21 protein-coding genes are annotated in these 19839 nt (G+C 44.8%); 14 read left to right on the top strand and 7 right to left on the bottom strand.

Annotation, left to right across the window (positions count from 1 at the left end; all coding sequences use genetic code 11):
- Positions 1 to 122 precede the first annotated feature (122 nt).
- The 6 genes from tgt to OGH69_RS12920 all read left to right on the top strand — a co-directional run bounded on the left by tgt (position 123) and on the right by OGH69_RS12920 (position 7536).
- Positions 123 to 1253, top strand: a complete 1131-nt coding sequence (tgt, locus tag OGH69_RS12945; protein WP_265174904.1) for a tRNA guanosine(34) transglycosylase Tgt — start codon at positions 123 to 125, stop codon at positions 1251 to 1253.
- Positions 1254 to 1268: 15 nt separating this feature from the next.
- Entirely contained in the window at positions 1269 to 2345 is a 1077-nt protein-coding gene (locus OGH69_RS12940; RefSeq protein WP_265174903.1) for an LptF/LptG family permease, read from the top strand.
- Positions 2332 to 3285 (top strand): DMT family transporter, encoded by a 954-nt coding sequence (locus OGH69_RS12935; RefSeq protein ID WP_265174902.1) that lies wholly within the window; start codon positions 2332 to 2334, stop codon positions 3283 to 3285. Before OGH69_RS12940 ends, OGH69_RS12935 begins: the two co-directional genes overlap by 14 nt.
- A 74-nt stretch (positions 3286 to 3359) precedes the next feature.
- Positions 3360 to 4313 (top strand): acetyl-CoA carboxylase carboxyltransferase subunit alpha, encoded by a 954-nt coding sequence (locus OGH69_RS12930; RefSeq protein WP_265174901.1) that lies wholly within the window; start codon positions 3360 to 3362, stop codon positions 4311 to 4313.
- A gap of 163 nt (positions 4314 to 4476) precedes the next feature.
- Entirely contained in the window at positions 4477 to 6018 is a 1542-nt protein-coding gene (gene dnaB / locus OGH69_RS12925; protein ID WP_265174900.1) for a replicative DNA helicase, read from the top strand.
- Between the two features lie 255 nt (positions 6019 to 6273).
- Positions 6274 to 7536 carry an asparagine synthetase B gene (locus OGH69_RS12920; protein WP_265174899.1) on the top strand — a complete coding sequence of 421 codons (1263 nt, stop codon included), beginning with the start codon at positions 6274 to 6276 and terminating at the stop codon, positions 7534 to 7536.
- 82 nt (positions 7537 to 7618) lie between these two features.
- Here OGH69_RS12920 and OGH69_RS12915 read toward each other — a convergent pair whose 3' ends face one another.
- The 3 genes from OGH69_RS12915 to nfi all read right to left on the bottom strand — a co-directional run bounded on the left by OGH69_RS12915 (position 7619) and on the right by nfi (position 10841).
- On the bottom strand, positions 7619 to 8704 hold the full coding sequence (locus OGH69_RS12915) for an endonuclease (RefSeq protein WP_265174898.1): 1086 nt from the start codon (positions 8702 to 8704) through the stop codon (positions 7619 to 7621).
- Positions 8705 to 8780: 76 nt separating this feature from the next.
- Positions 8781 to 9995 carry an RsmB/NOP family class I SAM-dependent RNA methyltransferase gene (locus OGH69_RS12910; protein WP_265174897.1) on the bottom strand — a complete coding sequence of 405 codons (1215 nt, stop codon included), beginning with the start codon at positions 9993 to 9995 and terminating at the stop codon, positions 8781 to 8783.
- 123 nt (positions 9996 to 10118) lie between these two features.
- Positions 10119 to 10841, bottom strand: coding sequence for a deoxyribonuclease V (gene nfi, locus OGH69_RS12905; protein ID WP_265174896.1), 723 nt, complete (start codon positions 10839 to 10841; stop codon positions 10119 to 10121).
- A 141-nt stretch (positions 10842 to 10982) separates the two neighbouring features.
- Here nfi and OGH69_RS12900 point away from each other — a divergent pair, with 141 nt between their 5' ends.
- A complete protein-coding gene (locus OGH69_RS12900; RefSeq protein WP_265174895.1) occupies positions 10983 to 12536 on the top strand; it encodes a DEAD/DEAH box helicase in 1554 nt (517 codons plus the stop codon).
- On the opposite strand, the gene OGH69_RS12895 is transcribed toward OGH69_RS12900, so the two are convergent.
- Positions 12522 to 13733 carry a DUF763 domain-containing protein gene (locus tag OGH69_RS12895; RefSeq protein ID WP_265174894.1) on the bottom strand — a complete coding sequence of 404 codons (1212 nt, stop codon included), beginning with the start codon at positions 13731 to 13733 and terminating at the stop codon, positions 12522 to 12524. The genes OGH69_RS12900 and OGH69_RS12895 overlap by 15 nt on opposite strands.
- A 269-nt stretch (positions 13734 to 14002) precedes the next feature.
- Here OGH69_RS12895 and OGH69_RS12890 point away from each other — a divergent pair, with 269 nt between their 5' ends.
- The 3 genes from OGH69_RS12890 (at position 14003) to OGH69_RS12880 (ending at position 15652) form a co-directional block, all read left to right on the top strand.
- Complete coding sequence (locus tag OGH69_RS12890) at positions 14003 to 14194, top strand: hypothetical protein (protein WP_265174893.1); 192 nt, start codon at positions 14003 to 14005, stop codon at positions 14192 to 14194.
- A gap of 16 nt (positions 14195 to 14210) precedes the next feature.
- The gene (locus OGH69_RS12885) at positions 14211 to 14648 is read left to right on the top strand and encodes a hypothetical protein (RefSeq protein ID WP_265174892.1); all 438 of its coding nucleotides are present in this window, start codon (positions 14211 to 14213) and stop codon (positions 14646 to 14648) included.
- Positions 14649 to 14710: 62 nt separating this feature from the next.
- Complete coding sequence (locus tag OGH69_RS12880) at positions 14711 to 15652, top strand: cation diffusion facilitator family transporter (protein WP_265174891.1); 942 nt, start codon at positions 14711 to 14713, stop codon at positions 15650 to 15652.
- Between the two features lie 63 nt (positions 15653 to 15715).
- Here the strand turns inward: OGH69_RS12880 and OGH69_RS12875 are convergent, their stop codons facing one another.
- The 3 genes from OGH69_RS12875 to OGH69_RS12865 all read right to left on the bottom strand — a co-directional run bounded on the left by OGH69_RS12875 (position 15716) and on the right by OGH69_RS12865 (position 16788).
- On the bottom strand, positions 15716 to 15892 hold the full coding sequence (locus tag OGH69_RS12875) for a GldL-related protein (protein ID WP_265174890.1): 177 nt from the start codon (positions 15890 to 15892) through the stop codon (positions 15716 to 15718).
- Between the two features lie 126 nt (positions 15893 to 16018).
- Complete coding sequence (locus OGH69_RS12870; protein ID WP_265174889.1) at positions 16019 to 16453, bottom strand: GldL-related protein; 435 nt, start codon at positions 16451 to 16453, stop codon at positions 16019 to 16021.
- Positions 16450 to 16788, bottom strand: a complete 339-nt coding sequence (locus OGH69_RS12865) for a PadR family transcriptional regulator (protein ID WP_265174888.1) — start codon at positions 16786 to 16788, stop codon at positions 16450 to 16452. The genes OGH69_RS12870 and OGH69_RS12865 overlap by 4 nt, the downstream gene beginning before the upstream one ends.
- A gap of 107 nt (positions 16789 to 16895) precedes the next feature.
- On the opposite strand from OGH69_RS12865, the gene OGH69_RS12860 reads away from it, so the two are divergent.
- From OGH69_RS12860 to OGH69_RS12845, 4 genes are all read left to right on the top strand, one after another.
- Positions 16896 to 17390: a hypothetical protein gene (locus tag OGH69_RS12860; protein WP_265174887.1), complete on the top strand. Its 495-nt coding sequence runs from the start codon at positions 16896 to 16898 to the stop codon at positions 17388 to 17390.
- 14 nt (positions 17391 to 17404) lie between these two features.
- Positions 17405 to 18022: a porin family protein gene (locus OGH69_RS12855; protein ID WP_265174886.1), complete on the top strand. Its 618-nt coding sequence runs from the start codon at positions 17405 to 17407 to the stop codon at positions 18020 to 18022.
- Between the two features lie 130 nt (positions 18023 to 18152).
- Positions 18153 to 18566 carry a hypothetical protein gene (locus tag OGH69_RS12850; RefSeq protein WP_265174885.1) on the top strand — a complete coding sequence of 138 codons (414 nt, stop codon included), beginning with the start codon at positions 18153 to 18155 and terminating at the stop codon, positions 18564 to 18566.
- A 124-nt stretch (positions 18567 to 18690) separates the two neighbouring features.
- Complete coding sequence (locus OGH69_RS12845) at positions 18691 to 19809, top strand: vWA domain-containing protein (protein WP_265174884.1); 1119 nt, start codon at positions 18691 to 18693, stop codon at positions 19807 to 19809.
- Positions 19810 to 19839: the final 30 nt, after the last annotated feature.

Below are 19839 nucleotides of genomic sequence, written 5' to 3'. Positions count from 1 at the left end.
CACACCCCCTAAAATCATCATAACCCGGCTCAAATATCTGCCTGCTACTACCTAAAAGTCTCCCTCAATGGCCTGAAAATCTCCCTGTCTTTCCCTATCTTTGCCCCTCGTAAAAAAGGAATATGAAATTTGACCTGTTAGCAAAGGACCCCCAGTCGAAAGCAAGGGCCGGGACCCTCACCACCGACCACGGAACCATCGAAACCCCAATATTCATGCCCGTTGGCACGGTAGCCTCGGTAAAAGGCGTGCACCAGCGCGAGCTTAAGGACGACATCAACCCCGACATCATCCTGGGGAACACCTACCACCTGTACCTGCGCCCCCAAACCGACATACTGGAGAAGGCGGGCGGCCTCCACAAATTCATGAACTGGGACCGTAACATCCTGACAGACAGTGGTGGTTACCAGGTGTATTCGCTTTCGGCCAACCGCAAGATCAAGGAGGAGGGCGTGAAGTTCAAGTCCCATATCGACGGGTCATACCACTTCTTTTCCCCCGAAAGCGTGATGGAAATACAGCGTACCATAGGGGCCGACATCATCATGGCCTTCGACGAGTGTACCCCGTACCCGTGCGATTACCGCTATGCCAAGCGCTCTATGCACATGACGCACAGGTGGTTGGACCGCTGCATCAGCCATTTGGAGAAGCTGCCGTTCAAGTACGGCTACAGCCAGTCGTTCTTCCCCATAGTGCAGGGGAGCACCTATACCGATTTGCGCAGGGAATCAGCGGAATACATAGCCAATGCAGGGGCTGTGGGCAACGCCATAGGCGGGCTTTCGGTAGGAGAGCCGGCCGAGGAGATGTATGCGATGACCGATGTAGTGTGCAGCATCCTCCCGGAGGACAAGCCGCGCTACCTTATGGGAGTGGGTACTCCGATTAACATACTGGAAAACATTGCTTTAGGTGTAGATATGTTCGACTGTGTAATGCCCACGCGCAACGCCCGCAACGGGATGCTGTTCACGGCACATGGTACCATCAACATCAAGAACAAGAAGTGGGAGGACGACTTTTCGCCCCTCGACGAAATGGGCATAACCTTTGTTGATACCGAATATACCAAGGCTTACCTGCGCCATCTTTTCGCGGCTAATGAGTTTCTGGGCAAGCAGATAGCGACGATACATAACCTCGGTTTCTATATGTGGTTGGTTCGTGAGGCAAGAAAGCATATCTTAGCGGGAGATTTCCGTGAGTGGAAGGACAAGATGGTAAAACAAATGAGCAACAGGCTGTAAAACAATAACATAAGCGTGAAAATAATAGACTGGTATATCCTGAAGCGTTACCTGGCAACATTCTTTGTGATGCTGCTGATGTTCATTCCCATAGGGATCGTTATCGACGTGTCGGAAAAGATTAACCGCATACTGGAGAACAGGGTGCCGTTCCTGCAGGTAATGGGCTATTATGGCGATTTTACCATCTATTTTGCCAACATGCTGTTCCCCATATTCCTGTTTCTTTCGGTGATATGGTTCACATCCAAGCTGGCCAATAATACCGAGATCATAGCGATTTTGAGTTCGGGCATTTCTTACATGCGCTTCCTCAGGCCTTATATAGTAGGGGCTACCATCATTTCGATACTGGCATTGCTGATGGGCTTTTTCTTTGTACCTAAAGCCAGTAAGGGCTTCAACGACTTCCGTTTTACTTACCTTAAGAAAGGCGCTGAAGTACGCAAGAATACCGATGTTTACAAGCAGATAAGCGACAATGAATATATTTATGTGAGCAGCTTCAACTATATGTCGAAGATGGGCGTAAACTTTAGCCTTGAGACCTTCAAAGGCAACCAGATGGTGTCGAAAATGAATGCTTCGACCATCAAATGGAACGATGCGGACAGCACCTATACACTGGCCAATTACACCAAGCGTACCATTGGCAAGATGGAGGACAAAATCGAGTCGGCTGCAGAGAAGAAGTTCAGGTTCAACTTTAAGCCGGATGACCTTACGCCAACGATCTATGCCGCCGAGACCATGACGCTCTCTGAGCTTAATAAGTTCATTGACAGTGAAAAGCAACGGGGGTCTGGTAATATTAATGCTTATCTCGTGGTAAAGTATAAGAAATACAGTATTCCAATTTCAGCATTTATCCTGACGATTATTGCCGTGGCAGTATCATCTATGAAGAGGCGTGGGGGTATGGGGGTTAACCTTGCGATGGGTATTGGGCTGGCGTTTACTTTTATATTCTTTGATAAGGTTTTCGGCACCCTGGCCGAAAAATCGAGCATGTCGCCGCTTGTTGCGGTATGGATCCCGAATGTTACATTTGGCATATTAGCTATATTCCTGCTGCGCAATGCCCGCCGATAATATAAAAAGCTACATCCACCTTCACTTTATCGTATTTGTGTGGGGGTTTACGGCGGTGTTGGGGGCGCTCATCACGCTTGATGCCTTTCCGCTGGTATGGTTCAGGATGTGCATTGCAGTTGCCCTGATATTTCTTTTTGCGATCGCCACGAAAACCACCATGAAAGTTTCGGCTAAAGCACTGCTGTGGTTCATACTTGCCGGTTTGATCATCGCGCTGCACTGGTTTACATTTTTTGAGGCCATAAAAGTCTCCAATATATCCATAACATTAGCCTGCCTCTCAACAGGGGCGCTGTTTGCTACATTGCTCGAATCGGTAGTATATGGAAGGAGGCTCATCGGGCAGGAAATTGTAATGGGGCTTGTTGTGGTGATGGGTTTGTGTATTATCATTTATGGAGAGCATATCCCAAAAATTATTGACAACCCTTCGCAATGCTTGGAAATACTGGCAGGCGGAGCTGCAGGCCCGGGCCATTACTGGGGCATAGCGCTGGCATTGACATCAGCCTTTTTATCTGCATCTTTCTCTATCATCAATGGTAAATTTGCAAAAGAATATAACCCGGTAGCCATATCGTTTTACGAGCTTGCAGGAGGCATATTTTTCTTTTCGCTTTATCTGCTTTTTGCGGGTAAATTCACAGTGGAGTTTTTTACGCTTACCGCTGAGGACTGGATGTGGCTGGGGATATTAGGGTCGTTTTGTACGGCCTATGCGTTCATTGCTTCGGTACACGTAATGAAGGTAATATCACCCTATACTGTAATGCTTACCATCAACATGGAGCCGGTTTATGGGATTATTCTTGCACTTATCGTTTTTAGCGAAAAAGAAAAAATGGGGACTGCATTTTATGTAGGCGCACTGGTTATTTTGAGTACTGTGATTATCAACGGGATACTTAAAAATAAGCCTAAAAGTGAAAGTAATTAGCCATTGCGGGTTTGTATACCAAATGAAACTTTTATCTTTGTAGTTCGAACCAAAAATGAAAATCTGCCCATACTATGGAATATTTAGATTTTGAACTCCCTATCAAGGAGCTTGAGGACCAGTTGGATAAGTGTACGATCATTGGACAGGAAAGTGATGTCGACGTGTCCAACACCTGCAAGCAGATCGAAAAAAAACTCGAAGAGACCAAGAAAAAAATATACAAGAATCTTACTGCATGGCAAAGGGTACAGCTGTCAAGGCATCCGAGCCGTCCTTACACCATGGACCACGTGCGTGCCCTTACAGGTAATACCTTCTTGGAGCTGTTTGGAGACCGTGCTTTCAAAGACGATAAGGCGATGATAGGCGGGCTGGGTAAGATTGGCGGACAGTCATTCATGATCATCGGCCAGCAGAAGGGTTATAATACCAAAACGAGGCAGTACCGCAATTTCGGTATGGCCAACCCTGAAGGTTACCGCAAGGCCTTAAGGCTGATGAAGATGGCTGAAAAATTCGGCATACCGGTTGTGACTTTGGTGGATACTCCGGGAGCTTATCCTGGACTTGAAGCCGAAGAGCGCGGGCAGGGCGAAGCCATTGCAAGGAACATTCTTGAGATGGTACGTCTTAAAACCCCTATTATTACTATAATAGTAGGAGAGGGTGCATCAGGAGGTGCATTGGGTATAGGCGTTGGCGATAAAGTGTACATGATGGAGAATACATGGTACTCGGTCATATCGCCAGAATCCTGTTCATCAATCCTTTGGAGGAGCTGGGAATATAAAGAGCAGGCCGCCGAGGCATTGAAGCTGACATCGTATGACATGAAAAAACAAAACCTGATCGACGACATAATCCCTGAGCCACTGGGAGGAGCGCACTACGACAGGGAAACCGCTTTTAAAAGCGTAGAAGAATACATACTGAAAGGCTATAACGAACTCAAAGATTTATCAACATCCGAGCTTGTAGCACAAAGGATGGATAAATACAGTAAAATGGGTGAGTACAAGGAATAACAGGGCAGGAAATGCATAAAACGTCCGAAGCCTTGCTGCTTCGGATTTTTTTTGGGTTTTCAACAGGAAAGACTTGTTTATCAACAGGTTTTCAACACTTTTTGAACGATTACACTTAACAATTACTTAACCTTTTCCCTTCAAATTTATTTACATTCGCAATATGGAAAATATCAGGAATATAAACCCCGTAAAAGTTGATAAGGCAACCATTATCAACCTCGAGAAAGGCAAGCTGCCACCGCAGGCGCTCGACCTTGAAGAGGCGGTATTGGGTGCTATGATGATCGACAAAAAGGGGGTTGATGAGGTTATCGACATCCTCCAGCCTGATGCGTTCTATAAAGACGGCCACAAGCATATTTTTGAAGCCATTGTAGCGCTTTTCAACGATACCCAGCCCATTGACTTATTAACCGTTTCGGCGCAGCTCAAAAAAATGGGCAAGCTGGAACTGGCAGGCGGCGATTTCTACCTGATACAGCTTACGCAAAAGATATCCTCATCGGCTCACATAGAGTTCCACTCGCGTATCATACTTCAAAAATATATACAGCGCAGCCTTATAAAAATATCCAGCGAAATCATTGAGGAATCGTATGACGAGACTACCGATGTATTCGATTTGCTTGACAAGGCTGAATCACGCCTGTATGAAGTAACACAGGGCAACATCAAGCGTAGCTCTGAAACCGCTCAAAGCCTCGTTATTCAGGCTAAAAAGCGCATTGAGGAGATTGCTAATAAAGAAGGCCTTAGCGGTATTGCTACAGGTTTCCATGATCTGGACAAGCTCACTTCGGGATGGCAGCCAAGCGACCTTATCATTATTGCGGCAAGGCCGGGTATGGGTAAGACCGCGTTCGTCCTTTCCATGGCCAGAAATATTGCTATCGACTTCAACCACCCGGTGGCAGTATTCTCCCTGGAGATGTCATCTGTCCAGCTTATTACGCGTCTGATTTCCAGTGAGACAGGGCTTTCGTCAGAAAAGCTGCGTACCGGTAAACTTGAAAAACACGAGTGGGAACAGTTGAGCATCAAGGTAAAAGACCTTGAAAAAGCACCGCTTTATATTGACGATACGCCTTCACTATCGATCTTTGACCTCAGGGCTAAGGCGCGGAGGCTGTCATCGCAGTTTGGCATCAGGATGATTATCATCGACTACCTCCAGCTGATGACGGCCGGTGGCAGCGGAAAGGGTGGGGGGAACCGTGAACAGGAGATCTCGACCATTTCCCGAAACCTTAAAGCATTGGCAAAAGAACTGGAAGTACCGGTTATCGCCCTTTCGCAGCTTTCGCGTGCGGTGGAAACGCGTGGGTCGAGCAAAAGGCCACTCCTTTCCGACCTTAGGGAATCGGGTGCGATTGAGCAGGATGCGGATATCGTATCGTTCATCTATCGCCCGGAATACTATAAGATCGAAGAGTGGGACGATGAGGAGCAGTCGCCAACACAGGGCCAGGCCGAGTTTATTGTGGCCAAGCACCGTAACGGCGGGCTTGACAATATCAGGCTGAAGTTCATCGGAAGCCTTGGTAAGTTCGATAACCTTGATGATTTTGGTTCGCCTTTTACTGACCTGCCTTCGAGCATGAACGACAACACTGCGTTTATCACCAAAAACCTGCCTTCGGCCAATGAAGCCTTTGGCAGCAACATGAACAGTAATGATGGCGACGACGATGTGCCATTCTAAAAACATACTAAAACTAATACCGACATTATGGGAAAAACGACTAACGAATTTGAACTGAATGAAACAATCCTGGAAATGGTGGTGCACGGCGCCGAATTGATTTCGATAAAAGAGTAAACAGAAAGCGCATTGAAGGATGCGCTTTTTTGTTGGGTTCAATTATCCAAGATGGTCAATGAATAATAATTTCCCTTTCTTCAAGTTATAGATAGAACTATCTATTTGCTATCTTTGAAAATACATAAGAATAAGAAAATGCCAGTAAAGAAAATCCTTATACTTTTCCTGCTTGTCGTTTCATCTGGCGCTAAAGCTTCGATGATACTGCTGCCGATGGACGAGAGCACGCAGCAAAACCACCTTAAAGCCTATGGTATCACCTATTGGGCACTTGACAAAAGTTATAAAGCCAACTGGCTGCTCAATTACCGGGGGGGCTCCTTCCTGCTGCCCGATGCGGATGAGATAAGGCGCGAATGCCAAATACGCGGCGTGAGTTTTGAAGTGATAAGCGACAGTGAGGCAAACAGCATTCTTGACGAGATAAGCAGCCCCTCTCAAAACATGGAAAATGTAGTACTTGAGAAAGCGCCCAAGATTGCAGTGTATACGCCTGATGGCAAGCAGCCCTGGGATGATGCGGTAACGTTAGTGCTTAGCTATGCCGAAATACCCTTTACACCCATATATGATGAGGAGGTTTTGAGTGATGCTTTGTTGCTGTATGACTGGCTACACCTGCACCACGAAGATTTTACGGGGCAGTATGGCAAATTCTTTGGGATGTACCGCAATGCGCCGTGGTACATTGAACAGAAGAAGGCGGCAGAAGTACTTGCCTCCAAACTGGGTTATGATAAGGTTTCGGATGAAAAACTTGCCGTAGCCCAAAAGATCAGGAACTTTGTTGTGGGGGGCGGCTTCATGTTTGCCATGTGCTCGGCTACGGACAGCTTTGATATCGCGCTTTCGGCAGAAGGTGTGGACATTTGCGAACCTATGTTCGACGGCGATGCCAGTGAGGCCAACTACCAGTCGAAAATTGATTATAATAACTCCTTTGCCTTTAAAGATTTTATTTTGGAACGCAATCCTATGGTATACGAGTTTTCGGACATCGATACTACAAATAAACGCGCCATACTTCCTGATAATGATTATTTTACGCTAATGGAATATTCCGCAAAGTGGGATCCGATCCCATCGATGCTGTGCCAGAATCATACCATGCTTGTCAAGGGATTCATGGGTCAGACTACAGCTTATTATTCTGATAAGGTGAAGTCAAATGTTCTGGTTATGGGCGAGAACAAGCAGACTGGTGAAGCACGCTACATCCACGGTACTAAGGGCAAAGGTATGTTTACCTACTATGGTGGCCATGATCCTGAAGATTACCAGCACAGGGTAGGGGATGCACCTACAGTGCTCGACCTGCATCCCAATTCACCGGGCTACAGGCTTATCCTGAACAATGTATTATTCCCCGCGGCAAGGAAGAAGAAATTGAAAACCTAATAAAGATATTGAGGTTCTTAGCTGCTTAGTAGCTGAAATATTGAAATGAAAAAAGCTGCCCGTAAGGACAGCTTTTTTGGTATTAGTTAACCACTATTTTTTTCGTGGCTGTCTTTTCGTCTGCTGTAACCCTGAGCAGGTAGAAGCCTTGCGGAAGGTCTTCTATCCTGTAGGTGTTGCTTTCGCCTTTAGGTTTTTTGATGTATTGTATCAGCTGCCCGTTCAGGTTGATAAGCTGTATTTCGTCAAGTTCAGCTTCCGAATAGATATTTACCTCATTGTTCACCGCAGGGTTAGGGTAAACAGCCAGGCTTGTAGCCAAAAGATCCTCTACGCCGGCTATGCCCCAACGGTCTTGTGCAACAGGCCCGCCCCATATAACGGTGGCAAGGTAAGGATTGTCAATAAAAGGGTTGCGGTTGCCTTGTCCGTAAGCATTGTTGGCATTGCCAAGATAGGTGTTCCTGTAGTCTTCAAAAGGGGTAACAGGATCTTCGGCATTCCATTCCAAAAGTAGTAAAGGCATGTTGTTATCAGTAGATACAGTAGCTCCGTTAACCACTACCTTTGGGATGCATTGGTTGCCATAACGCAGGTACATATACATGAGAATCCTTGCCACATCGCCTTTCCACTCATCGCCGGGATACCATCCAGAACCCACCGAACCTGAGTTGCCGCTGCCATCCACATATAATTTATTACCGCGCTGCCCGTTACGGTCTACATCGCAGGCGCGCAGGTGATGGGCATCAGCACCGGGACCATCCTGTCCAAGATCAGGATTGCCTAATGATTGCGGGTAAACGTGTTCCCTGTTCCACTCACAGCTTGTAGCGCCACCGTTGCTTTCCTTGTTCCTTCTTCTATGGTCGTTGTCGCTCGAAGAGGCGGCAGGACAAAGTCCGGAACTAAAGCCATAGACAAGTAATACATTTGTAGACGGGGCATCCGGGTCACGGTCAACGATTTTCAACGCATCCCATAATTGAGAATAGGTAAGTTGGTCAACGTGTGTATTGGTAATTTTTGTGGCCAATGCATTTTTGAGTGCTGTACCGGTCTGGTTAAAGTTAAAGCCATTATAGTAAGGCGATGCAGGTGCACCATCCTGGGCAAACGCAAAACCGGTAATTGTGGCCAGCAAAAAAGTAGTAATTCTTTTCATTGTAAAAATTTTGGATGTCAAATGTAGGACGATTATTTTAATATCGCCTGGAATTTAACATCGTAAATAGTGAATGTTATTTTTTTCGTTCAAGCAGGGCCATGTAAAATCCGTCAAAGCCGCTTTCTGAAGCCAGTACTTTATTCTCTTTTACAAAGGTGAATTCCTTGCCTATTTCTGTTGTAAGGAAATGTTTTACCTGCTGCTCATTTTCGGATGGAAGTACTGAGCAGGTGGCATACACCAGTTTTCCGCCGGGTTTCACGATTTTGGAATAGCTTTCCAAAACTTCTGCCTGCGTTTTCCTGATGTTGTCTACAAACTCGGGCTGCAGCTTCCATTTACTGTCCGGATTACGCTTGAGTACACCGAGGCCGCTGCACGGCGCGTCAATAAGCACGCGATCGGCTTTTTCGTGTAGTTTCTTTATAACTTTGGTGCTGTCGATAATGCGGTATTCAATATTGAAAGCGCCATCGCGCTTGGCACGGAGCTTCAGTTGCTTTAGTTTGCTTTCATAAAGGTCCATGGCTATGAGCTGGCCTTTATTTTCCATTAGCGATGCCATGTGCAGGGTCTTTCCGCCGGCACCGGCACAGGTATCTACCACGCGCATGCCCGGCTCCACTTCAAGGAATCGTGCAACAAGCTGAGAAGATGCATCCTGCACTTCAAACAGCCCTTCCTTAAAAGCATCGGTAAGGAAGACATTCGCACGCTCTTTTAATATCAGTGCATCAGGATATTCTTTCGGCGCTTCAGTAACAATATTGAGGTCCATGAGTATTGCCCTCAGTTTATCGCGCGTTGTTTTGAGTGTGTTGACACGGAGGATTACCTTAGCCTGTTCGTTTTGTGCAGAAAGTTCCTTTTCCCATTTCTTTTCTCCAAGCTCTTTTACGCCCAGTTCGTCCATCCAGTCAGGAATGGATTCACGGTACTTACGCACTTTCGAAAGCTCGTCAAAACGGCCTTTGATGCGGCGTACGGGAGTTTCTTCAAAATATTTCCAGTCCGGCAGGGTTATGCCGCGAAGCACTGCCCATACGGCAAAAATGCGCCATAGGTTATCACGGTCATATGGTTCCCTGACTTCGGCAATTTCGGCATAAAGCCTTTTCCAGCGTACTATTTCATATATGGTTTCGGCTACAAATTTGCGGTCGGCACTGCCCCAGCGTTTATCTTTCTTCAGGGCGCGCGCCACAACTTTATCGGCATATTCGCCATCATTAAAGATAAAACCGAGTGAATCGATAACCGTAAAAACTAAATTCCTGTGTAATCTCATTATAAAAAATTGAACGGCAAAGGTATTGAATTTTTAGGTTGGTTGAAAAGTTTGGCACTAAGTCCTGTAACAGTGTTATTTCAAAGCAGTTTTTCCTGTTTAATTAATTGCCGGGCAATAGATTTAAAATAATACTCCCTGAACATTCTCTTCATGATACCCTTCTTTCAGTTTTCCAACCCTGAAGAGGTTAACTTTTTCATGTGCCAGGCGGGTGGGTTCGGGAATCCGATGTTTCAGCACACATTTTTTCATTACTGCAAGGCTGTCTTTTACCGAGACCTTATGTCCCGGCGAAATATATACGGGCTTTACACCGGATTTGGTACGTAAAGCATATCCCATGACCTCGTTGTAGCTGCTGATAGGGCTTGTACTCATTTTCTCCAGACCCAGTGGGGAATAACTGCCAAAGAGCATGTTCTTGGCACATCCTATAGCAGCGTGGTTGGCCAATACGCCAAAATGAGAGGCGATGCCCATGCGCCTTGGGTGGGTTACACCCTGGCCGTCGAGTACGATCACATTGGGCTTTTGAGGAAGCTGTTCCCAGGCTTTCAGTAATGCCGGTACTTCCCGAAAGCCGAGGTATTGGGGTACATAAGGGAATTTTGTTTCGGCGATTACTAGCGAGTAGGATAATAATTGCATAGCGGGATAGGAGAGGACTACAATGCCGGCATATATCGTGTCGGTATCTTTGTTGTGCGATATGTCGCCCCCCGCAATCGTAGTGATATTGCGCGTATCGGTTACTAATGAAACACTGTGCCGCATTTCATTTTGGATATCCGTAGCTTCCGGAATTGAAGTACTGTCATAATTCAGCATAAATCCCTCCTTCATTTTTTCAAATTTAAGGATAAATCACTGAATAATAATCATATTGTAAAATGTTGTAATATTTTTAAATTAAAGAACAATCTTTATGATTTCGTAAACAAATAAATCGATGTAAATCTATATTTTTGAGGATTGACACAACACATGGAAAGAGACGACGCTGAAGACAGGAAAGAACTGTACCACTACCAACAGGAAGATATAGACGCCATTTTTGAGAAGTTTGAAGGCAAGCCCGGTAACTACCACCTGCTTTACCAGCTACCCACGGGGGGAGGGAAGACGGTGATCTTCTCAGAAATTGCCCGCCGTTTTATAGAAAAGTATGACCGCAAAGTACTTGTGCTTACCCATCGGATCGAACTAAGCAAGCAGACTTCGCAGATGCTGAAAAGCTTTGGTGTAAAAAATACTATCATTGACAGTGCTGTTAAGGACCTGCCATATGACAATGACTATTCATGTTATGTAGCTATGGTAGAAACGCTCAACAACCGGCTGAAGGATAAAAAGTTTCATATGGATTATGTGGGACTTGTAATTGTTGATGAAGCCCATTATAACTCTTTCCGCAAGCTGTTCACCTACTTTAAAGATTCCCTGTTTCTTGGCGTAACGGCAACCCCCCTGAGTTCTAATATCGATTTGCCAATGTATGAGACATATAATGAGCTTATTGTGGGAGAGCCTATTCAGTCGCTTATCAATAAAAGCTATCTGGCAAAAGCTGTTATGTATGGTTATGATGTGGAGCTAACTTCGCTGAAGCTGGGCATTAATGGTGATTATACTGTCAGCTCATCAGACGAACTGTATTCCCGTTCATCCATGCAGGATTTGCTTTTGCAATCTTATGATTCGCGGGCAAAAGGGAAAAAGACCCTTATTTTCAATAATGGTATCAATACCTCGCTCTATGTATATGAAACCTTTAAAGCCGCTGGCTTACCCATAAAGCACCTTGACAACCGAACGCCCGACATTGAGCGTAAAAAGATATTAAGCTGGTTCCATAAAACACCTGATGCGATACTGACTTCGGTATCCATATTGACTACCGGTTTTGATGAGCCCACCGTAGAGGCAATAATACTGAACCGGGCCACACGCTCCCTGACGCTGTATTTCCAGATGATTGGCCGCGGATCGCGTAAACTGCCCGGCAAGGATATTTTTACCGTAATCGACCTTGGCAACAATGCCCAGCGCTTCGGGCTATGGAGTGATCCGATAGACTGGCAGTATATCTTTAAAAACCCCGAACAATTCCTGGAGAACATCCGTACCGATGCCGAAATAGAAAGCTATCATGTGTACGCCATGACCGACGAAATACGTGCAAAATTTGAAAAGACCATAGATGTGAGTTTTGACGTGGAGGAAGAATTCAGGAAAGCGATGGAAGAAAAGCATAAGCCCAAAACGGTGATTGAACACTCCATACGCCAGCATGCATTCATGTGTATTGAGAATGCAGATACTATATCTGAAGCGCGTAAGTTGGCAAAACTACTCGATGGCGACATAGAATATCGCGTTAAAAAGTACTCAAAACTCCTCTCCAAGACCACCAAGAATTACCGTGAGTGGCTAATAGAAGACTATAAAAACCGCTTAACTGTCATGATTGGCCGGATTTTCCATAAGTATAAGGAAGGCGAGGACGACGAGGAGCCGATAGCATTAAAAAAGCTGTAATTGACATCCGTCAGCCCCTTTGGCTGGCTTTGCGTGGCCAAAAACGGTACGGCCACCATATTTGTATGATTCATCACGCTCTTTTTGAATAACTGCATCGAAGTTATCATTCGGTGTAAAATCCTTCTCGGCCTGCCATGAAAGTTCTGACAGTTTTTTGATAGCCTGCATTTTGTCGCTATTACCAATCTTAGCGCGGTGTATGGCAGTTTGCAAAGTAGCTATTGTTTCATCAAATACTTTAACCGGCACAGGAAAGGGGTGGCCATCCTTGCCGCCATGGGCAAAGGAAAAACGTGCTGGATCGTCAAAGCGGGTAGGAGTGCCGTAAATTATCTCGCTTACCAGGGCTACCGATTGTAACGTTCTTGGCCCCATACCTTTCAGCATCAGCAGTTCCTTAAAATCTTCAGGTTTTTTTTCATGGGCGAGCCACAACATCGCCCCAAGGCGTTTCATATTTACATCCTTCTTTCGGACATCGTGATGGGAAGGCATAGTAAGATGGACGATTTCCCTTATAATTTTATCGGGATGCTCGTTTACGATGAGAAGTGATTTTTCGCGGGTAGATGCTGCCTCTGCTGCGGTAAGATTAAGTATCCTTCCACGATTTTCCCCGTAAATGAATGTGTGGGGCTCGTTGATGAATGACTGAAGGTTTTCGCTGTGCCAATGGTAGCGCCTTGCTGTGCCCGAAGTGTTATTCATTCCTTGCTGGATCACGCACCAATCGCCTTTGCTGTTAACGATAAAATTGTGCTGGTAGAGTTGGAACCCATCCTGGATGGCGGTATTGTCTACCTTTGCGGTCAGCCGGCTCAAGCCTGCAAGCTTTGTACCGTCGAGCCCGGTGCGATTGCCTACAGCCAGAAGCTCTTCCGGCGTTTTCATGGAGTGTTTTCCCTTACCCCCGCAAATGTAAATGCCAAGTTCTTTTGCATGCGGGTTGACGGAACGTTTCAAAGCTCCGAGTACAGATGTGGTAATGCCCGACGAATGCCAGTCCATACCCATTACAGCGCCAAAGCTTTGAAACCAGAAAGGATTTGCCAGCTTGCTGATAACGGCTGAAGTTGAGAACTCCATGGCAATGGTCTCTACAATAGCCAGGCCCAGCTTAGCCATTCTTTCAGACAGCCAGGGAGGTACGTGCCCGCCATGGAGCGGAAGGTCGGCAGAGCCGGAACGTTTCATAATTTAGGCTATTATTTTCTGTAAATATAAGAAAAAAATATTACTTATAGTTTTTTTAAATCCTGTAAAGTAACAGGGGAATGAAGCAAGGAATAAATAACCGGAAAAAGAATTGTTATTAGTAATTCCTAAGGTATTGGTTATCAGAAGTACCGGCAATATTAAAAGATTTGGCTTTAATTTAATACTCTTTTATAGTATAATTACGATTTAAGTGAGTAATTTAGGAGAACATAAAACGCCTATTAACCTATACAATATTTTGTGCCATGGAACATACTTATACACATGACAAAAGCCTTAACGCACACAACGCTGTGTCTTACAGGGACGCAGTTGCCGAATTTGAAAAAGAAGCTAAAGAAGAAGAGCTTTCCTGCAGCCTGCTGCTTAGGAACCTTTTAAAGACAAATTTGAAGCTTACAAAGCTAAACGAAATCAGCATGGTGCTGTTTTTCTAACTTAAACTGCATTGCTATGGAAGACCGGAAAAAAAACACTGAAAATGAACAGTTGGGTAATCCGCTGGGACAGGATAATGGTTCCGGCAGGGATGCGTTGCATAATGACAATTCAGGGAGTGACAGTCTGAATGCCGGAAGGAATGCATCAGGAGGCAGCACTACTGAAGACGATGCTACCGAAGGAACAGATAAATATCTTGCTATGGAACAACCCGGTGTGCAATATACCGAAGATACTGATCCGACACTAAACTCTGATCATGCCGATTTTGGCAGTGACAGCAATAAAAGGCAATGGAATGACGAAGGTGGAAACAGCCGCAATTCTGATGCTTTTAACCAGGACGATTACCTGCTTGATGATAATGTAGACCTGGACGAAGACCAAAACCAGTCTGTTTCCAGTGACGATGAGGATTTTGAAGAAAGCAACGAAAGATATACGAACTAAGTATTCATTTAGTTATTGTTTCATCCCCGATATCATATGATGTTGGGGATTTTTTTAAGCCCATGACAGGAAATTCTAAAATAGCTATTTACGGTGCACTGGCGGCCAATATTGGCATTGCAATCGTAAAATTTATTGCCGCGTCGGTAACAGGCAGCTCAGCAATGATAAGCGAGGGCATCCACAGTACTGTCGACAGCGGCAACTCTCTTTTGCTCCTGTTGGGCATGAAGCGCAGCCAGCGACCCCCGGACAGGGGGCATCCCTTTGGCCATGGCAAGGAAATTTATTTTTGGTCGCTCATAGTGGCCATACTTGTTTTTTCCCTCGGAGGTGGAATGTCACTTTATGAGGGAGTAACCCACCTGCAGCATCCTGTGGAAATGCGTGACCCGTTTTGGAACTATATTGTACTCGGGGTATCTATCCTTTTTGAGGGCTCTTCACTTATTTATGCCGTTCGCGAATTCAACAAGACGAAGGGGAAATTCAGTTTTTTTCAAGAACTGAGCATGAGTAAAGATCCGGGGCTATTTGCAGTTATCTATGAAGAAAGCGCAGCTATTGCAGGCTTGCTTATTGCCCTCGCAGGCGTATTTCTGGGCCATTATTTTGAAGAGCCTATGTTTGATGCAATAGCGTCCATGCTTATAGGTGTAGTTTTGATATTGGTGGCCATTACAATGGTTAAAGAAAGCAAGGGGCTGTTAGTTGGTGAAAGCGCGAATGCAGAAATTGTGAAAGGTATCTACGATCTGGTAAATGCCGATAAGCGCGTGGAAACACTCTACTTTCCGCTCACCATGCACCTGGCGCCCAATGAGATTCTGCTGGCCCTTGATGTAGAGTTCCAAAAAGAAATGACTGTTGAGGCATTGTTTGAATCGATAAATGGCCTGGAGGAAAGGATAAAAGAGGCTTTTCCGAATGTAAAAAAGATTTACATAGAAGCAAGGAACTTTGGCGGCAGGCAGCGGCCGTGGCAGATTGAAACGATAGATTAAGATACGATCAATCAATAAAAAATGGGCCGAAGCCCATAATCAACTCAACTCAAAAACGGAAAACTATTGTGCTGCCTTTGCTTTTTGGTAAAAGTATACCGGCAGGAAACCGAAGTTGAGTACTATGAACCCAACGATGAGCTGGATGCTGGCCGACGGCCAATGCATCATTTTAAACATAATACCGGAGCTAAGCAGAAAGCTTGCTAAAAAACCGAATACATAAACACTTTTTTTCATAAGGTAAAGATTTATGGCTTTGCAGCCGGTTAATGAATTTGTTGTATATTAAAAATGCATTTTAATTAAATGTATTAACTCCAAAAAAGAAAGACCGTAGCCTTGTTGCTTATGATATGAGCTGCTTCATTGTGAGATAATCTTTTTATGGTAGTTTTTGTATCGCTGGTAAAAGTAAAGTGGCAAAAACGCAAGTATAAATATCAGGCAACCGACAAAAAATGTAATGCTTGCCCCGGGCCAGTGCATAAACTTGAACAATATCCCAATCATAATCAACATTGCAGACATGCAGCCTGTAACATTAACCAGCTTTTGCCTGAGCAGGGTGCCCTTTAGTGATACCATGAGATACCTGTCGCGCTCTATGCTGCCCAAAGCCTGGTACCCGCCAAATTGCTGTATCGCACTATTATACGCTGTGTCGAAATCTTTAAAATTACCGGATTCTATATGGGTGCATATATGGTCCAGCACATCGCTTCGCAGTTCATCTGATGCCAGGCCATAAAACTGAAGGTTGTTGGCAATATATTCTATTTGCTCTTCGGTAAGTATCATTTTGCAAGTTGTTTTTCGTTAAATATCAATGAAAGTGTTGCTATGAAGTCATTAAGCTCATCAGTAACGTCTTGTACGGCTTTTTTGCCGGTACCGGTTACTTTGTAGTATTTGCGTACGCGCTTGCCTATGTAGACTTTTTCCGTGTCCAGTATACCGTCGGCTTCCAGCTTGTGCAGGATAGGGTAGAGAGCGCCCTCGCTTATATCTATTTTGCCGCGTGTGAGTTCTTTTACTTTTTGAGTTATCTCATAGCCGTACATTTTATCGCTTTGGCTGAGGAGCTTCAGGATAATCGGCAGCAGTGTTCCTTTGGTAAGTTCTTTACTATACATAGTACAAATATACATTTTGTTTAGATGTATACAAATAAAATGATAAATATTTTTTGCCTATTTAAAAAACAGTCAGTAAAACCTATATATTTGAAATAAAAATAACTATGAAAGCCATTTTGCTTTTCCTGTTTACTTTTCCTGTAATCTGTAACGGGCAGTCTATACCTAAGGATAAGCAACTGTACAGTATAAATATTTTTGTCTGGTCGAAGATAGCTGAAGACAGCTTGGCGGATAAGATAGTCTATATCGACAGGGACGGCAATGTAAACATTAATGGCAGGGATAACCATGCTAAACTTGACATGGCTGCGGTTACCGATGGGTTTAACAAGTTTATTTCAGGTGAGAAAATAGAAAAAACACCTGCATATGGGGAAGATGCGATTGAGGCGGCCTATGATCCGGAAACCGGCGAGCAGGCATTGCATATCACTATTGTGAGAATGGAAGATTATCAAAGGGATAAGGATAATTTTACTTATCCCGCTGAATACTTTAAGCTTATGGTACTTCCTGTAGGCGAGCCGCCAACCGGGCTTTTCAAATACTTTCGTGCGGATATAGTGAAAGCACTTGCAAAAATGCTGGAAGAGTAACCTTAAAATACACTATGAAAAATATTTATTTAGTACTTATTTCCCTTGTTAGTGCGGTATCAGTGGGGCAGGTGAAAGGCGACCTTGAATTGGGTTTTGGCATTGGCACGAGTGGCTCAACCGTAAATTATGAAAATAACCGGTATGATGCTCAAACGGATAACAGCATGAATTTTTCTGCCTCAGCAGATTATAATTTTGCCAACCGCTGGAGTGTAAAGACCAAGGTAATATACGATTCTAAGGGATGGGAGAACGGTACGCTGTTTTTCAGGGGCGGTGAAGTGGGGAATGCAGAGGTAACCCTGAATTATATTACTGTCCCGGTAATGCTAAGCTGGCATTTTGGAGGGAAACGCAACTGGTACCTGAACTTTGGAACTTATGCAGGCTTTTTGATGGAAGCCGGGGAGGAGAACTTTGATGCCGATGTAAAGGAGGCCTTCCGGGATACGGATTTCGGGATTACCTTTGGCATTGGGGCAAAGATACCTGTATCAAAATTTATAAAGTTGTACATTGAATATGATTTCCAGACAGGTTTCAACAGCATTTATAAAGACAATACCGTTCCGGAAGTTTATTCGGTACGCAATGCGCTCAACCTGGGCATAAATTTCCTTGTTCTATAACGCATTAATTACAGTTTAAATAAGTAATTATTTATTAAATAAAACTTTAACTATTTTGTTAAATAGCTGGTAATTAATATCATAACTCCATTTGTTGTTATTATCTTTAAGGTAATAAATACCCTTACCTATGGAGACGTATTTTGTAGTGCTTCAGCTGCCAGGCAGTGAAGAGCTGAAATTTGCAGAGGGCAGGTACAGTCCTGAGAATTTTTGGCATTATGCTGATAAGGCTATTCGTAATGGCCAATCTGATATTGTATCTGTGAGGCAGGATACAGGCATATCAGAAGAAGTGCGTACGCATGCCCATGCGAGCGGCGACTTTGAAACCTACCTGCTTTTTTACCTGATGCTGAATAAGGAAGAAGTGCATAGTAAAAATACCATACTCCAAAAAATAGCCGACCTGATGCAGGTAGCCAACCATGAAATAGTTATAGACACATCGGATAATTACCAGCTCGTAATGCGTGATTACCTTGATATAGGCAGCAGGGATATTAACGGTCATTACCTGGGCGGCACGCATTTGTCTGCGTAAGTGTAAGTTTTATGAAGTCCATTCCGGCTCCTCTCTTTTGAAGAGAGCGGGGGTGAAGGCTCCTACTGTAAAAAATTATATTACATTTTACAATTCCTAAACTGTAAATTGGTAATTTAGGGGTATGGAAAAAGAAAGGAAAAAAGGTTTCGTGTTCCGCACTTACGAAGCCCCGAATATAGCGCCCTTCGACAAGCTTTTTGAGATATTTACCGAACTTATCACCTATACTTCGGGCGACCTTGATGAAGCCCTGGACTGGCTGCGCCAACTCGACAAGGAATATAGCCTTACCGATGAAAACTATACCATAGACGACTTTGTTGAAGACCTCAAAAAGAAAGGCTACATCCGTGAGGAGATAAAGCCGGATGGTGAAGGCGGGCTCAAGATAACATCAAAGACAGAGCGTTCCATACGCCAACAGGCACTGGAGCAGATATTCGGTAACCTCAAACGTGCCGGTTCGGGCAGCCACAGGACAAAATATTCCGGCAGTGGCGACGAGCATACGGGTGAGTTCCGCGAATACCGCTTTGGCGACAGCCTGGAAAGGATATCGCTTACCGAAAGCCTGCGCAATGCACAGGTAAACAACGGTATCGATGATTTTCAGTTGTTTGAAAATGACCTTGTGGTGGAAGACTCGCAATACAAAGCGCAGATGAGTACGGTACTGATGATCGACATCAGCCACAGCATGATATTGTATGGAGAAGACCGCATAACCCCCGCCAAAAAAGTCGCCATGGCTTTGGCCGAACTCATAACCACCCGCTACCCGAAAGATACCCTGGACATACTGGTATTCGGCAACGATGCATGGCCCATAGCAATCAAGGATTTGCCGTACCTGCAGGTTGGCCCTTACCATACTAACACGGTGGCCGGGCTGCAACTGGCAATGGACCTGCTTCGGCGAAAGCGTAATACCAACAAGCAGATATTCATGATCACCGATGGCAAGCCCAGCTGCGTGCGCCAGGCCGATGGTACCTACTACATGAACAGCTACGGCCTTGACGATTACATTGTAGACAAATGCTACACTATGGCACAACAGGCGCGCAAGCTGCACATTCCCATAACCACATTCATGATTGCCCGCGACCCGTACCTGCAGGAGTTCATACAGCATTTTACAGAGGCCAACCAGGGCAAGGCTTTTTACACAGGTTTGAAAGGGCTTGGCGAAATGATATTTGAGGATTATGAGGCGAACCGGAAAAAGAGGGTGAAATAGCGATTATTAGATAATAGACTTAGATAATAG

Origin of the sequence: Flavobacterium sp. MFBS3-15 (assembly GCF_026107645.2) — a bacterium.
Lineage (GTDB): Bacteria > Bacteroidota > Bacteroidia > Flavobacteriales > Flavobacteriaceae > Flavobacterium.
Note: the sequence above shows the minus strand (reverse complement) of the source record. Positions and strands in the feature narration are given on the sequence as shown.

Excerpts from the sequence above, each read along its gene's own strand:
- OGH69_RS12915 (WP_265174898.1), bottom strand. The coding sequence starts at position 8,704 with ATGAAAAGAATTACTACTTTTTTGCTGGCCACAATTACCGGTTTTGCG.
- OGH69_RS12930 (WP_265174901.1), top strand. The coding sequence starts at position 3,360 with ATGGAATATTTAGATTTTGAACTCCCTATCAAGGAGCTTGAGGACCAG.
- OGH69_RS12920 (WP_265174899.1), top strand. The coding sequence starts at position 6,274 with ATGCCAGTAAAGAAAATCCTTATACTTTTCCTGCTTGTCGTTTCATCT.
- OGH69_RS12860 (WP_265174887.1), top strand. The coding sequence starts at position 16,896 with ATGAAAGCCATTTTGCTTTTCCTGTTTACTTTTCCTGTAATCTGTAAC.
- OGH69_RS12910 (WP_265174897.1), bottom strand. The coding sequence starts at position 9,995 with ATGAGATTACACAGGAATTTAGTTTTTACGGTTATCGATTCACTCGGT.
- OGH69_RS12850 (WP_265174885.1), top strand. The coding sequence starts at position 18,153 with ATGGAGACGTATTTTGTAGTGCTTCAGCTGCCAGGCAGTGAAGAGCTG.
- OGH69_RS12935 (WP_265174902.1), top strand. The coding sequence starts at position 2,332 with ATGCCCGCCGATAATATAAAAAGCTACATCCACCTTCACTTTATCGTA.
- nfi (WP_265174896.1), bottom strand. The coding sequence starts at position 10,841 with ATGAAGGAGGGATTTATGCTGAATTATGACAGTACTTCAATTCCGGAA.
- OGH69_RS12875 (WP_265174890.1), bottom strand. The coding sequence starts at position 15,892 with ATGAAAAAAAGTGTTTATGTATTCGGTTTTTTAGCAAGCTTTCTGCTT.
- tgt (WP_265174904.1), top strand. The coding sequence starts at position 123 with ATGAAATTTGACCTGTTAGCAAAGGACCCCCAGTCGAAAGCAAGGGCC.
- OGH69_RS12890 (WP_265174893.1), top strand. The coding sequence starts at position 14,003 with ATGGAACATACTTATACACATGACAAAAGCCTTAACGCACACAACGCT.
- OGH69_RS12855 (WP_265174886.1), top strand. The coding sequence starts at position 17,405 with ATGAAAAATATTTATTTAGTACTTATTTCCCTTGTTAGTGCGGTATCA.
- OGH69_RS12880 (WP_265174891.1), top strand. The coding sequence starts at position 14,711 with ATGACAGGAAATTCTAAAATAGCTATTTACGGTGCACTGGCGGCCAAT.
- OGH69_RS12895 (WP_265174894.1), bottom strand. The coding sequence starts at position 13,733 with ATGAAACGTTCCGGCTCTGCCGACCTTCCGCTCCATGGCGGGCACGTA.
- OGH69_RS12865 (WP_265174888.1), bottom strand. The coding sequence starts at position 16,788 with ATGTATAGTAAAGAACTTACCAAAGGAACACTGCTGCCGATTATCCTG.
- OGH69_RS12900 (WP_265174895.1), top strand. The coding sequence starts at position 10,983 with ATGGAAAGAGACGACGCTGAAGACAGGAAAGAACTGTACCACTACCAA.
- OGH69_RS12885 (WP_265174892.1), top strand. The coding sequence starts at position 14,211 with ATGGAAGACCGGAAAAAAAACACTGAAAATGAACAGTTGGGTAATCCG.
- OGH69_RS12870 (WP_265174889.1), bottom strand. The coding sequence starts at position 16,453 with ATGATACTTACCGAAGAGCAAATAGAATATATTGCCAACAACCTTCAG.
- dnaB (WP_265174900.1), top strand. The coding sequence starts at position 4,477 with ATGGAAAATATCAGGAATATAAACCCCGTAAAAGTTGATAAGGCAACC.
- OGH69_RS12845 (WP_265174884.1), top strand. The coding sequence starts at position 18,691 with ATGGAAAAAGAAAGGAAAAAAGGTTTCGTGTTCCGCACTTACGAAGCC.